This window comes from Mycobacterium interjectum (assembly GCF_900078675.2).
GTDB lineage: Bacteria > Actinomycetota > Actinomycetes > Mycobacteriales > Mycobacteriaceae > Mycobacterium > Mycobacterium interjectum.
In genome coordinates this window covers 66,803-79,914 of the sequence record NZ_LT546236.1, presented here as the reverse complement: position 1 = coordinate 79,914, position 13,112 = coordinate 66,803, and the positions used below count along the sequence as shown (strand labels likewise).

Annotated in this window: 11 protein-coding genes and 1 pseudogene; 5 read left to right on the top strand and 7 right to left on the bottom strand. The window is 69.1% G+C overall.

The window, feature by feature from the left end:
- Positions 1-42 precede the first annotated feature (42 nt).
- Both BN4348_RS12770 and BN4348_RS12760 read right to left on the bottom strand, forming a co-directional pair.
- A complete protein-coding gene (locus BN4348_RS12770; RefSeq protein ID WP_066907140.1) occupies positions 43-444 on the bottom strand; it encodes a TA system VapC family ribonuclease toxin in 402 nt (133 codons plus the stop codon).
- The gene (locus BN4348_RS12760) at positions 441-668 is read right to left on the bottom strand and encodes an antitoxin (RefSeq protein ID WP_066907137.1); all 228 of its coding nucleotides are present in this window, start codon (positions 666-668) and stop codon (positions 441-443) included. The genes BN4348_RS12770 and BN4348_RS12760 overlap by 4 nt, the downstream gene beginning before the upstream one ends.
- A gap of 81 nt (positions 669-749) precedes the next feature.
- Between BN4348_RS12760 and BN4348_RS12645 the strand changes: the two genes are divergently transcribed.
- Positions 750-1,445: a TVP38/TMEM64 family protein gene (locus tag BN4348_RS12645; RefSeq protein ID WP_066907133.1), complete on the top strand. Its 696-nt coding sequence runs from the start codon at positions 750-752 to the stop codon at positions 1,443-1,445.
- Positions 1,446-1,527: 82 nt separating this feature from the next.
- Here BN4348_RS12645 and BN4348_RS12235 read toward each other — a convergent pair whose 3' ends face one another.
- Positions 1,528-2,475 carry a class I SAM-dependent methyltransferase gene (locus BN4348_RS12235; RefSeq protein ID WP_066907234.1) on the bottom strand — a complete coding sequence of 316 codons (948 nt, stop codon included), beginning with the start codon at positions 2,473-2,475 and terminating at the stop codon, positions 1,528-1,530.
- A 2-nt stretch (positions 2,476-2,477) separates the two neighbouring features.
- Positions 2,478-3,419, bottom strand: coding sequence for a class I SAM-dependent methyltransferase (locus tag BN4348_RS12225; protein WP_066907130.1), 942 nt, complete (start codon positions 3,417-3,419; stop codon positions 2,478-2,480).
- 119 nt (positions 3,420-3,538) lie between these two features.
- Here BN4348_RS12225 and BN4348_RS11960 point away from each other — a divergent pair, with 119 nt between their 5' ends.
- Entirely contained in the window at positions 3,539-5,926 is a 2,388-nt protein-coding gene (locus tag BN4348_RS11960) for a lysylphosphatidylglycerol synthase transmembrane domain-containing protein (RefSeq protein WP_066907128.1), read from the top strand.
- Positions 5,927-5,932: 6 nt separating this feature from the next.
- Here the strand turns inward: BN4348_RS11960 and BN4348_RS11955 are convergent, their stop codons facing one another.
- Positions 5,933-8,575 (bottom strand): GH92 family glycosyl hydrolase, encoded by a 2,643-nt coding sequence (locus BN4348_RS11955; RefSeq protein ID WP_066907125.1) that lies wholly within the window; start codon positions 8,573-8,575, stop codon positions 5,933-5,935.
- 155 nt (positions 8,576-8,730) lie between these two features.
- Between BN4348_RS11955 and BN4348_RS11540 the strand changes: the two genes are divergently transcribed.
- The gene (locus tag BN4348_RS11540; RefSeq protein ID WP_066907122.1) at positions 8,731-9,393 is read left to right on the top strand and encodes an LpqN/LpqT family lipoprotein; all 663 of its coding nucleotides are present in this window, start codon (positions 8,731-8,733) and stop codon (positions 9,391-9,393) included.
- 75 nt (positions 9,394-9,468) lie between these two features.
- Positions 9,469-9,954, top strand: a complete 486-nt coding sequence (locus BN4348_RS11235; protein ID WP_066907119.1) for a hypothetical protein — start codon at positions 9,469-9,471, stop codon at positions 9,952-9,954.
- Positions 9,955-10,015: 61 nt separating this feature from the next.
- Here BN4348_RS11235 and BN4348_RS11090 read toward each other — a convergent pair whose 3' ends face one another.
- A complete protein-coding gene (locus BN4348_RS11090; RefSeq protein WP_066907116.1) occupies positions 10,016-11,104 on the bottom strand; it encodes a galactokinase in 1,089 nt (362 codons plus the stop codon).
- Positions 11,104-12,195, bottom strand: a complete 1,092-nt coding sequence (gene galT / locus BN4348_RS10135; RefSeq protein WP_066907113.1) for a galactose-1-phosphate uridylyltransferase — start codon at positions 12,193-12,195, stop codon at positions 11,104-11,106. The genes BN4348_RS11090 and galT overlap by 1 nt, the downstream gene beginning before the upstream one ends.
- Before the next feature lie 133 nt (positions 12,196-12,328).
- Between galT and BN4348_RS10125 the strand changes: the two are divergent.
- Positions 12,329-13,112 (top strand): annotated as a pseudogene (locus BN4348_RS10125) (FUSC family protein); the annotation flags it as partial.

Genomic DNA, 13,112 nt, shown 5'->3' with positions numbered 1-13,112 from the left:
GCGCAACGCCGATCCCACACCGGCCAATGCGGCCACCGGACGTCAGGTTCTCGTGGGAACGAGGATGGCGACATCGCGGTGTAGGTGCGCCAAGCCGCCGTCGAACGTGGCCAACTGCCCGTTGTGGCCTCGCGCGAGCTGGGCAAGGTAGGCATCCGTCACCTGTCGGTGACCGACCACGCCATTAAGGTCCACACCGGCGAAAGAGACACTATCGGGCCAAAACTCGTGGCGATCGGCCTCCGCGACGGCGCTGACCACCGCCCGGGCCAAGGCCGCGGATTGCCCCATCCGCACCAGAAATCGGACAAGGCTTCCCTGGGTGATCGGGCACGTCGCAAATTTGGCCTCCGATGTCGACAGCCACCCCACCGCGGAGTCATGGTGCACATGCTCGGCGACGACCAGTGCGATGAGCATGTTCGCGTCGAGCAGCGCCGTCACTCCTCATCCTCCAACGATCGGACGTCCTCCGATGTGACGACCGTCCCGACACGCACCAGCGGCAACCCGGTCCTGCGGTCTCGGGAGACCGGGGCGGTGCTACCCGCGCCAAGACCGCGTCGCATGAGGTCGGCTACCGTCTCGCTCAGCGTCCGGTGGGTGTCCCGTGCGATCGCGGACGCCTGTTTATGCAGGTCGTCGGGGAGATCGATGGTGGTGCGCACACCCCATCCTATCATCGGTGCATCATGATGCGTTGATGCGCCGGTGGCGGCCACGACGGGTACGGAAGAATCGCGGTCACCATGACCGACGGCGACGGCTCTGCACCGACCTCCCGGCGGCGCCACATCGCGCGGCTCGCGGTGTTCGCCGCCTTCCTGGCCGCGATGTTCTACCTGGTGGCCGTCGCACGGGTCATCGACATCGACGTTGTGCGGCGCGCGGTCGCAGCGACCGGGCCGGCGGCGCCGCTGACCTACGTCGTGGTGTCGGCCGTCCTGGGCGCCCTGTTCGTGCCCGGCTCGATCCTGGCCGCCGGCAGCGGAATGCTGTTCGGTCCCCTGCTGGGCGTGTTCGTGACGCTGGGTGCGACGGTCGGCACCGCGATGGTTGCCAGCCGCGTCGGGCGCCGGGCCGGCCGGGACAGCGCGCGGGCCCTGCTGGGGACGCAACGCGCCGACCGCATCGACGGGCTGGTCCAACAGCGCGGACTGTGGGCGGTCGTGGGGCAGCGGTTCGTCCCCGGCATCTCCGATGCGCTGGCCTCCTATACGTTTGGGGCATTCGGAGTCCCGTTGTGGCAGATGGCCATTGGCTCCCTCATCGGTTCGGCGCCGCGGGCGTTCGCCTACACGGCGCTCGGCGCCTCGATCGGGCATCTGTCGTCGCCGCTGGCGTATGCCGCGATCGCGGTGTGGTGCGTGAGCGCCATCGTCGGCGCGTTCGCGGCGCGGCGCGGATACCGACATTGGCGCGGGCACGCCCGCGGCAGGCGCTGAGTGTTCAGCCCGGTCGTATGCCTAGCGGTTGCGAGTTTTCAAGCCGTTTCTCCAGGCAGCCGCACGCTCGGTGCAGACGCGGCTAGCTCCCGCTGCGCTGCGCGGCCACGAACAGGTTCCCCGGGACCTGGTCCTCGACTTCTTTCGGCGCCCTGCGGCCGTAGCCGGCCATCAGCTCGTCGGACGGCGTCACCGTCACGTCCCAGCCGTGGCGGCGAAACCAGGCGCCGACGTCCTCGCGCTCCTCGAAGTACCACAGCTCGTCGGTGCGGGGGATCTCGCGGCCGGGGTCCACGTTGGCCATCAGTGCACGAATCCGCTCCATCCGCTCGCGCCGCCTGGCGCGAAACCCGGGGTCGAGGAACTTCGGACCCAGCGCCTCCACGGCGACCCGGCTGCCGGGGGCGGTGAGCTGCTGGACGCGTTCGAACAGCAACTCCTGGGCCACGGCGGGCAGGTAGGGCATCAGCCCCTCCGCCGACCAGACGCTGGGCGCCGCCGGGTCAAATCCGGCCCGCCGCAACGCCTCCGGCCAGTCCTGCCGCAGATCGACCGCGACGGCGACCCGGTCGCAGGCGGGCTGGGCGCCGTGCTCGGTCAGCGTCGACAGCTTGAACTGAAGCACCCTGGGCTGGTCGAGTTCGTAGACCGTGGTGCCGTCGGGCCAGGGCAGCCGCCAGGATCGCGCGTCCAGCCCCGCGGCCAGAATCACCGCCTGGCGGATGCCGGCCTTTGCCGCGTCGAGGAAGAACTGGTCGAAAAACGCCGTCCGCGAAGCCATGTAGCCGACCATCGCCTGCATCTGCAGCGGCAGCGCGGGTTCGGCCTCGATGAGCTCGGGAGGCAGCGCGGGAGCGGAGTGCCAGTTCCACACCCCGTCGCCGACCGCGTCGAGGAAGACCTGGGCGAACGGGTCGGAGATCAACGGATTCTCGCCGCGGGTTTCGGCCGCCCGCGCCGAGGCGACGCCCAACGCCGTCGCGCCCACGCTTTCGGTGATCTCCCACGTGTCGTTGTCGGTTCGGGCCACGGTCACTCCTTCTCGGCGGCCACGAAAAGCGTCTTGGGGGCGGCGTCCTCGACGCCCTGCGGGGGCCTGCGGTCGTAACTGGCCATCAACTCCTCGGCCGGCGTCACCGCGACGTCCCACCCGTGCCGGCGCAACCAATCCCCGACGTCCTCGCGCTCCTCGAAGTACCACAGGTCGTGGACGTCGGGGATGTCGCGATCCGGCTGGAGTTTGGCCATCAGGTCGCGCACCCGCTGCATGTCCGCACGCCGCTTTTCGATGGCGGCCTCGTCGAGGAAGTCGGGGCCGGGGGCCTCCACCGCGATCCGGCTGCCCGCGGCACCGAGCGCATCGACGCGCTCGAACAGCAACTCCTGGGCGGCCGCCGGCAGAAACGGCAGCAGACCCTCGGCCGACCAGGCACTCGGCAGCGAGGCGTCAAAACCGGCCTCGCGCAACGCGGCCGGCCAGTCGTGGCGCAGGTCGATCGGGACGTGCACCAGGTTGCACGTCGGCAGCGCGCCGTTGTCCCGCAGCGTCGATGACTTGAATTCCAGCACCCGAGGCTGGTCGAGTTCGTACACCGTCGTGCCGTCGGGCCAGGGCAGCCGCCACGCCCGCGAGTCCAGGCCGGCCGCGAGGATCACCACCTGCGCCGCGCCCGCGCGCGTCGCGTCGAGAAAGAACCGATCGAAAAACGACGTCCGGGCGGCCATGTAGTCGACCATTCCCTGCATCCGCGGCTTGAGGTCGGGTTCGGCCTCGGCGATCTCGGCGGGCAGGTCCGGCGCCGCGAACCAGTTCCACATGCCCTCACCCGCGGCGTCCAGGAAGACCCGCGCGAAAGGATCGCTGATCAGCGGATTTTCGCTCTCGGTCTCCGCAGCGCGGGCCGCCGCGACGCCCAGTGCCGTGGCGCCCACGCTCTCGGTGATCTCCCAGGTGTCGTTGTCGGTTCTGGCCACCTCATGTCCTCCAATTCGCTAGCACGACTACCTACCCGACCGTACGCGCGCCGGATGTGAGCGAGCTGTCCGCCGAGTTCATCCACCCTGGCCCGGAAGTATCCGGTTAAGGTCTCGACATGCGAGTTGACGGGCGCGACATCAGCGTTTCGGGCAACTTGCTGCAACCGCTGACCCGGCGGACCAACGACATCCTGCGACTCGCCGCGTCGGTGGCCTTCTTCGCGATCGTGATCGCGGGTTCGCTCATCACCCGGCCCCAGTGGCTCGCGCTGGAGCGGTCGATATCGGAGATCGTCGGGGTACTGACCCCCACCCAGTCGGATCTCGTGTACCTGGTCTACGGCATCGCGATCCTGGCGCTGCCGTTCGCCATCCTCATCGGTCTGGTCGCCGGGCGGCAATGGAAGCTGCTCGGCGCCTACGCGGCCGCCGGGCTCATCGCGGTCCTTTCGCTCTCCATCGGCGGCAACGGCATCTCGGCGCCGCGCTGGCATTTCGACCTGACGGACCGGCCGCAGACCGCGCTGGCCCAGATCCTCGACGACCCACGCTGGATCGCGATGCTCGCCGCGGTCCTCACCGTGTCGGGTCCCTGGCTGCCCGCGCGCTGGCGGCACTGGTGGTGGACGCTGCTGCTGGCCTTCGTGCCGATCCACCTCTTCGTCAGCGCGATCGTCCCGGCCCGCTCCCTGCTGGGGCTGGCGGTCGGCTGGTTCGTCGGCGCGCTGGTGGTCCTGGTGGTCGGCACTCCCGCCCTCGAGGTGCCGCTGGAAGGCACGGTGCGTGCGCTGGCCAAGCGGGGATGCGTGGTCTCGCGACTGCAAGTGGTGCAGCCCGCCGGCCCCGGCCCACTGGTCCTGTCGGCCACGTGCGGGGACTCCGGCGCGGACTCCGAATCGGCCCTGATCGAGTTGTACGGCCCGCATCAGCGCAGCGGCGGCGCCTTGCTTCAGCTGTGGCGCAAGCTGCGGCTGCGGGCCAGGGAAACCGCGCCGCTGGTGGCGTCCATGCGCCGCGCCGTCGAGCACCGCGCGCTGCTGGCCATCGCCGTCGGCGACGTGGGTCTCGCCAACACGTCGACGATCGCCGTCGCCAGCCTCGACCGGGGCTGGATGATGTATGCGCACAGGCCCGTTCGCGGGATTCCGCTCGACCAATGCGCGAAGACGACCCCCGTTGACCGGGCGTGGAAGTCGCTGCGAGAGCTCAACGACCACCAGATCTCCCACGGAGACCTGCGCGCCCGAGAGATCACGGTCGACGGCGGTACCGTGCTCTTCGGCGGGTTCGGCAACGCCGAGTACGGGGCCACCGAGACCCAGCTCCAATCCGATATCGCGCAACTGCTGGTGACGACGTCGGCGCTGTACGACGCGAAGTCCGCGGTGGCCGCCGCGATCGACGCATTTGGCGAGGACACCGTCCTGGGTGCTTCGCGCCGGCTCACCAAATCGGCGGTGCCCAAATACATCCGGCGGTCGGTCACCAATGCCGGCACCGTGATCTCCGGCGCCCGTGCGGAGGTGAAACGGCAGACCGGTGCGGACCAGATCAAGACCGAAACGATCACCCGGTTCACCCGACGGCAGGTCATTCAGTTGGTGCTGCTCGTCGCGCTGGTCTATGTCGCCTACCCGTTCATCAGCACCGTGCCGACGTTCGTTTCCCAAGTGAGCAAGGCGAACTGGTGGTGGGCGTTGCTGGGCTTGGCGATATCGGCGCTGACATATGTGGGCGCGGCGGCCGCGTTGTGGGCGAGCGCCGACGAGTCCGTGGTCTTCTGGAAGCTGTCAATCGCTCAGGTGGCCAACACCTTTGCCGCAACCACGACGCCGGCCGGCGTCGGAGGACTCGCGCTCAGCACGCGGTACTTGCAGAAGGGCGGAGGGCTGTCCGCGGTGCGCGCCACCACCGCGGTGGCGCTGCAGCAGGCGGTGCAGGTGATCATGCACCTCGTGTTGCTGATCTTGTTCAGCACGGTCGCGGGTGCGTCGATGGACCTCTCGCACTACGTTCCCAGCGCCACGGTGCTGTACCTGATCGCGGGCGTGGCGCTGGGCATCGTCGGTACCTTCCTGCTGGTGCCGAGGCTGCGGCGCTGGCTGGCGACGGATCTGCGCCCGAGGCTGACGGAGGTCACCCGCGACCTGGTCGAGGTTGCCCGGGAACCGAAACGATTGGGGCTGATCGTACTTGGTTGCGCCGGAACGACTCTCGGTGCCGCACTCGCGCTGTGGACCAGCGTGGAAGCCTTCGGCGGAGGCGCGACGTTTGTCACGTGCACCGTTGTGACGATGGTCGGCGGGACGCTCGCGTCGGCGGCCCCGACGCCGGGCGGTGTCGGCGCCGTGGAGGCGGCGCTGATCGGTGGCCTGGCCGCCTTCGGCATACCCGCGGCCACCGGCGTGCCGTCGGTGCTGCTGTATCGCGTGCTCACCTGCTGGCTACCCGTGTTCGTCGGCTGGCCGGTGATGCGATGGTTGACCGAGAACGAGATGATCTGACCGCGCTCACGGTTCCTCGGGCTCGGCCCTGACGACGACGAAAACGACCGACTTTCTTGCGGTTTCACCGACGGTGGTGGTGAGGAACACCGCGTAATACTCCTCGGGCACCGACTGCGCCGCCGTGATCGCGACGTCGACCGAGGCCGATCCGTCGGTGCCGAATTGTCCGGACGCCGGCGCCACCGTGATCCCGGGATCGGAGGAACTACCGGTGATGCCGTAGCCGTCGGCGCCGCCGATCATCCGTTGCGCGTCGAATCTCACGGTTCCGGTGTGCCCCGGTTGAATCCGGAGGATCGGTTGCGGCGCATTGACGGTCACCGCCGAACTTCCCGCACCGAACGACGGCGGCGCGGAGGACTCGGCGGTGCCCCAGACCTTGTTGGGGTAGGCGGCGAGGGAGAACGCGACCTCGCCGCCGGTGCGGATGATCGACTGCGGCAGCCAGGTGCGATCGGTGGCCCGCCCGTCGACGCTCAGACCGCCGACGTACTTCAGGTGGCGGGGCCCCGACGCGCCCGGGGCGGACATCCGAATGGATTTCCCTCCGGGAAGGCCGATGACGATCCGATCGAACAGCGGCGCGGACACCGTCAGGATCGGCGTTCCCGGCGTGCTGGGGTACAGACCCAGGGCGGCCCAGACGTACCAGCTGGACATCGCCCCGAGGTCGTCGTTGCCCGGCTCGCCGTCGGGCTTCGGTCCGAACAGCCCGCGCACCCGGTCGACGGTGAGCTGGGTCTTCCACGGCTGGCCGATGTAGTTGTACAGCCAGGGCACCTCGAATCCCGGTTCGTTGCCGGCCCAGAGGTAGGGCGCGTCGGGGCCGACGTTGAGCTTTGTGGTGAAACGGTCGAGCCGGTCGGCCACTGCTGCGCGGCCGCCGAGCGCGGTCACCAGGCCGGCGACGTTATGCGGCACCCACCACACGTATTGCTCGGCGTTTCCCTCGTCGTATCCGTCCTGGCCGAAAAGCGAAGGGGACAAGAAGAACCCGGGTCCCTCGCGGAAGAAGCCCATCGCGCCGCGCGGCGCGACGAAATCGGTGCTGGGATTGAACAGGTTCTGCCAATACTGCGCCCGAGTCTGGAATCTGGCCGCGGTCGCGGCGTCGCCGAGCGCGTCGGCGAAGCGGGAAATCGCGAAGTCGTCGACCGACCACTCCAGCGTGATCGACGCGTCGACGATCTTGTCGCCGCTGCGGAAGTCCGGCGTGTGCGGCGCGTACCCCAGCGCCAGGTAGGTGGCGATGCCGGGCCGCTCCACGTAGCCGCCCCGGCCGACCCCGCCCTTGGTCGCCCCGTCGATCATGTAGCGCAGCGCCGTCTGGACGTCAAAGTCCTTGCCCCCGTAAGCGTAGAGGTTCACGATGAGCGGCACGACGCTGTCGCCGCTCATCTCGCCGGTCGCCGAATTGGCCAGCGCCCACCGGGGAAACGAACCGCTCTGCTCGGCGTCGTTCACCAGCGACTGCGCCATGTCGCCGGCCCGCTTGGGAAAGAGCAGTCCCTGCAGGGCGGCCAGGCTCCGGTAGGTGTCCCAGTCCGAGAAGTTCGCATACTGGGTGCGCCCCTGTTCCACCCTGTGGATCACGCCATCGAATCCGATGTAGCGCCCGTCGGCGTCGTTGAAAGTGTTGGGGTGCAGCAGCGAGTGGTACAGCGACGTGTAGAAGGTATCCACGTTGCCGACGTTGCGGCCCGCCACCGCGATACACGACAACGTGGCGTTCCACTCGGCTGCCGCGGCGGCGCGCACGGCGTCGAAACTCATCCCGCCCTCGGCCTCCAGGTTCGCGCGCGCCCCGTCGATGCCGACGTAGGAGATCGCGGTCCGGACCTCGACCGCCGAGCCGGCCGGGAACTCCACGTACCCCCCGCTGTAGGGCGACGCCGCGCCGCGCGCGCCGGGGTACACCGAATAGCCGTCCCAGGAGCCGTAGGACGTGAACGGCCGGCTGAACTTCATCGCGAAGTACACCGTGTAGGTGTTCGGTTTGTCGCAGAATCCGCCGCTGGTCGCCCATCCGGTGATCGTGGTGGTGTCCTCGATCTGGATGCTCGCGCGCGAATTTCCGGCCAGCGAAGCGCCGGAACGGACGTGTAGCACGGCGGGCCGACCGTTGTGCGGGTAGCGGAACCGGCCGACGCCGGTGCGGGTGGTCGCGGTGAGTTCCGCGGTCACGCCGGTGTGCGGAAACCGCACGGTGTAGAAGCCCGGCGCGCCCCGCTCGCTGTCGTCGTGCGCGATCTCTTCCCAGGCGTTCCATGGCTGCGCTCCGATCGGCGTGGTGGTCGGCAGCATCGAGATGTCGCCGAACGCGGCGCAGCCCACCGAGGCGTGGGTCATGCTGAAGCCGGTCGAGCGAGGGTTGTCGTAGTTGTAGCCGGCGTAGTTGCCGACGGTGTCGGGCGAGTACTGCACCATCCCGAACGGCACCGTGGCGCCGGGGAAGTTGTTGATCTCCCCCACCGTCTCGCCGCCCGTGCCGGTCCCGATGAGGGTGTCGACGTGGGCGACGGGGTTGGTGACCAGCTGCGGCTCTCCGTCGTAGGCAATCGGCGGGGCCGCCGCGATGAAGGTCAGCAAGACGGCAGTCGCAGCGAGCAGCGCGATGAGGGCCCTACGGAGGGCACGTGACCGCATAGGTGTCTCTTACTGCATCACCGCCTCGCTGCGGTGCGTTTCGGGCGTGCCGGAAGGTCCCAATTTTTGCCAGCAACTTTTTAGCCCCGACTTCGGCTAGTCTCATTCCGCGCGGCTGGCGCTGGTGCCGGCCCAAAAATCGGGAGATTTGATCGATGAAACAGTTGACCGCAGCAACCTTTACTGTGGCACTGAGTGTCGCGCTCGTGGCATGCGGCTCTAGCAACAAGGCGTCGACCTCGACATCGACGTCCACGTCGACCTCGACCACAACTTCGAAAACCTCCGCGACGCCGAGCGCGCAGGGCGGCCCGACCATCGCCGACTACGTCCGCGACAACCACATCACGGAGACTCCCATCCACCACGGCGATCCCGGCCCCAACGTCGATCTGCCGGTGCCCGCGGGTTGGCAGGTCAACCAGAACTCCGGCACGTCCTACGGCGGCATCGTCCTGTCGCAGCCGGCGAACCCATCCGATCCACCCACCGTCTCGGCGCTCTACTCGAAACTCACCGGTGACGTCGACCCGGCGAAGATCATCCAGTACGCCCCCAACGAGCTGCTCGGCCTCCCCGGCTACCAGGGCAGCGGGAACGGCAAGGCTTCCACGCTCGCCGGATTCCAGGCCTGGCAGCTCGGCGGCACCTACCAACGGGACGGCAAAACGCGAGCCGTCGCCCAGAAGACGGTGGTGATTCCCAGCCAGGGTGCGGTGTACGTGCTGCAGCTCAACGCCGACGCGCTCGAAAGCGACCAGGGTCCGTTGATGGACGCCACCAACATCATCGACGACCAAACGACCATCACCCCCTGACCACCGACCGCCTTGCGGGGCGTCGCGGCTGTGAATCGCTGCGCCGCGGCGCCCCGTTGGCCTTACGGTGTTGACATGGCAGAACAGTCGCATGCGATAGACGCCGGGCACCCCCCGTCGGCACTACTGCGTCTCGTCAACCCCGTCCTGGGTTTCCTGCTGCGCACCCCGCTTGCCGGGCCCGCACGCAAGCAGCTGATGGTGTTGAGCTTCACCGGCCGCAAGACGGGGCGGCCGTACACGATTCCCTTGAGCGCTCACCTGATCGACGGCGAGCTTTATGCGCTGACGGGCGCCTCGTGGAAGCAGAACTTCCGCAACGGCGCGCCGGCGCAGGTGGTCTACGACGGCAAGACGACGGCCATGCGCGGCGAGCTCATCCGCGACCGCGAAACCGTCTCCGGCCTATACCACCGCTGCGCCGAGTCCTATGGAGTGCAGCGCGCACAGCGCATGATCGGATTGAAATTTCGCGACCCGCGCGTACCGACCCGCGAGGAGTTCGCGGAGGCCGTCGACCGGATGCACCTTGCGGCGGTCCGGCTGACTCCGGGTGGCTAGCGCCTCGGCGCGCGCACGCGTGCGCTGAGCAACGCGCCGGCGACCCGGGGAAATTGCCGACTCAGCCGGGGCCGGCGCCGGCGGCGGCGCGGGTTCGGGTGATGACCGGCCGCGGATGCCCCGCGCTCAGCAGTGTCCGTCGCAGCGTCTGCGCGACGGCGTCCGCCCGGGTGTCCGGCACGAGCGCAATGACACAGCCGCCGAATCCGCCGCCGGTCATCCGGGCGCCGAAAGCTCCCGCCCGTACCGCGGTGTCGGCGATCAGGTCGATATGTTCGGTGGTGATATCGAAGTCGTCGCGCATGGAGACGTGGGAGGCGGTCAGGATCCGGCCGGCTTCAACGAAGTCCGAATCACCGATTGCCGCAACGAAATCCAGTACCCTGCCGTTCTCGTTCAGGACATGGCGGGCGCGGCGGGCATCGATCGGGTTGTGGATCGCGTCCAACTCCGCGCGCCCGCGATCCCAGACATCACGCAACGATGACGCCCCGAGGGCGGCGGCGGCTCGCTCGCACGACGCGCGCCGGGCCGCGTACTCGCCGCCGGCGTGGCGGTGGCGCGCCCGCGAGTCGACCAACAGCAGCACCACACCGTGCGCGTCGGGATCGAAGGCCACCGGCGCGACGGTGACGTCGCGAAAGTCGATCAGCAGCGCGGTCGAGGGCTCCCCGAACAGCGAGGCCAGCTGGTCAAGCAAACCCGTTGGGGCGCCGACATACTCGTTCTCGGCTCGCTGGGCCAGCCGTGCCTGCTCGATGCGGCCCATCTCGATGCCGGCGGCCGAGGCGATCGCGCCCAGCACCGCGCACTCCAGCGCCGCCGAGGACGACAGCCCGGACCCCATCTCCACGTCGCTGGTGATCGACATCGCGCCGCCCGGCACCGGGTGACCCGCCTGGCGCAGCGCCCACACCACCCCGGCCACGTAGGCGGCCCAGTCGGTCACCTGACCGGGAACGGTGGCCAGTGGAAACCGCACCGCGCCGTCCGCGCGCTGGCTGGCCACGGTGATGGTGTCGCCGCCGTCGGGGGTGAAGGTCACCACGGTGCGCTGCGGCAGCGCGATCGGCAGCGCGAACCCGAGGTTGTAGTCGGTGTGCTCACCGATCAGGTTGACCCGCCCGGGCGCGGCGTAGCGGACCGTCATCACAGTTCCCGCAACCGCTGCGCCACGGCTTCGGGGGTGACGTCGCTGATGAACGCGTCCATCGCCGATTCGGAGGCCGCCAGGTACTTGAGCTTGGTCGCGCTGCGCCGGATCGACATCAACTCGATGTGGAAGTAGCCGTCGTCCTGGCCCTCGGTATCGGTGAACTGGTGCAGCGCCGAAATGTATGGCAGCGGGCCCGAATACATCCGGTCGAACCGCCCGAGCACGTCGAGGTACACCCGCACCAACCCGTCCAGCTCGTCGTCGTCGAGTTCAACGAGGTTGTGCACGAACCTGTTCGGGTAGATGTGCACCTCGACCGGCCAGCGGGCGGCGAACGGCACGAACGCCGTGAACAGCTCGGTGCGCGCGACGATGCGAGCGCCGTCGGCGACCTCGCGCGCCAGCAGGTCGGCAAACAGGTTGCCGCCGTGGCGCATTCGGTGTTCGCGGGCCCGGGCCAGCAGGGTCGCCGTGCGCGGCGTCAGGAACGGGTAGCCGTAGATCTGACCGTGCGGATGGGTCAGCGTCACCCCGATCTCCTCGCCGCGGTTTTCGAAGCAGAACACCTGCTCGACACCCGGGGTGGCCATCAGCTCGGCGGTGCGGTGCCGCCAGGCCTCGACGACCAGCCGGGCATGCGCCGGTTGCAACGCCGCGAACGACCCGGCGTGGTCGCTGGAAAAACAGATCACTTCGCAGCGGCCACGCGCGGGCGCGGACACGAACCCGGCATCGGCGGGCACGGACACCGGCTGACCGGCGTCCGAGAGGCTGGGGAACCGGTTTTCGAACACGACGACGTCGTAATCCGGGGCCGGCACCTCACTGGTCAGGCCGGTCGGGCCGGGACACAGGGGGCACTGGTCGGCGGGGGGCTTGTAGGTGCGGTCCTGGCGCAGCGCCGCGACGATCACCCACTGCCCCGTCGACCGGTCGAAACGCAACTGCGACTGGTCCGGGTCACGCTGCGGCAACGGCCTGCGGTCTTCGACCGGCGCCGGGCGGTGGCCCGGCAGCGCGAAAAACAGGAGGTCACGGCCGTCGGCCAGCTTTGCCCGCGTCGGCGCTGTCACGAGGTCGAACACTAGCTTGGCCGGTGCGGCGCGGTTCGGGTAACCATGGGGTGTCCCGCAGACGAGAGGTCAGGAGATCACCGTTCTTTACGAAAGAGCCCGAAACTGGTGGATCGGGTCGGATCCCGGCCTGCTGCGGCTCCGGATGGCGACGCGGACGACGGCCGCGCTGGGTTGTTCGCTGCTGATCATGTACCTGGTGACCAGGGCGGCGGGGCAGCCCCTGACGGTCGCCCTGCTCGGCGTCGTCATCACCATGGTCGCGTCGCGATCGGTCAACGAGCCGGACCTCCGCCAGCAGCGCATCACCATGGCGCTGCTGCCGCTGCCCGCCGCGCTGTCCATCACCGCCGCCGCGCTGCTCGCTCCGTACGCCGTCGCCAGCGACGTCGCCTTCGTCGCCATCGTCTTCACCGCGGTGTACGTCCGCCGCTTCGGCGCCCGCGGCAGGGCGCTGGGCATGGTCGCGTTCATGTCCTATTTCTTCACTTTGTATCTGCGAGCGCGGATTTCGGAGTTGCCCTGGTTGATCGGGGCGGTGGTGGTCGGAACGCTGTGCACGTTCGTGATGAGTACCTACGTCTTGCCGGACCGGCCGGAACGCGTGCTGCGGGCCACCGTTCGGGCGCTGCGGGCCCGGATGGCCATCGTCGTCGACACCACCGCCGAGGCGGTGGGTACCGGCCGCCTCGACGAACGGCGTCGCCGCCGCATGCGTGCCCGCACCGTCCGGCTCAACGAGACCGCCCTGATGGTGCAGGGTCAGATCGAGGACCAGGCCGACCCCGCCATGCTGTGGGCCGGGGTCAGCAGCGAACAGCTGGCCCCCTGGCTGTTCGACGCCGAGCTGGCCATCGAATGGGTCGCCACCGCGGGCCGGCGCGCGGCCGCGCTGTCCGCCGACTTGCCGCCGGCCACCCGCGCCGAAC

Excerpts from the sequence above, each read along its gene's own strand:
- BN4348_RS12645 (WP_066907133.1), top strand. The coding sequence starts at position 750 with ATGACCGACGGCGACGGCTCTGCACCGACCTCCCGGCGGCGCCACATC.
- BN4348_RS11960 (WP_066907128.1), top strand. The coding sequence starts at position 3,539 with ATGCGAGTTGACGGGCGCGACATCAGCGTTTCGGGCAACTTGCTGCAA.
- BN4348_RS11955 (WP_066907125.1), bottom strand. The coding sequence starts at position 8,575 with ATGCGGTCACGTGCCCTCCGTAGGGCCCTCATCGCGCTGCTCGCTGCG.
- BN4348_RS11540 (WP_066907122.1), top strand. The coding sequence starts at position 8,731 with ATGAAACAGTTGACCGCAGCAACCTTTACTGTGGCACTGAGTGTCGCG.
- BN4348_RS11235 (WP_066907119.1), top strand. The coding sequence starts at position 9,469 with ATGGCAGAACAGTCGCATGCGATAGACGCCGGGCACCCCCCGTCGGCA.
- BN4348_RS11090 (WP_066907116.1), bottom strand. The coding sequence starts at position 11,104 with ATGACGGTCCGCTACGCCGCGCCCGGGCGGGTCAACCTGATCGGTGAG.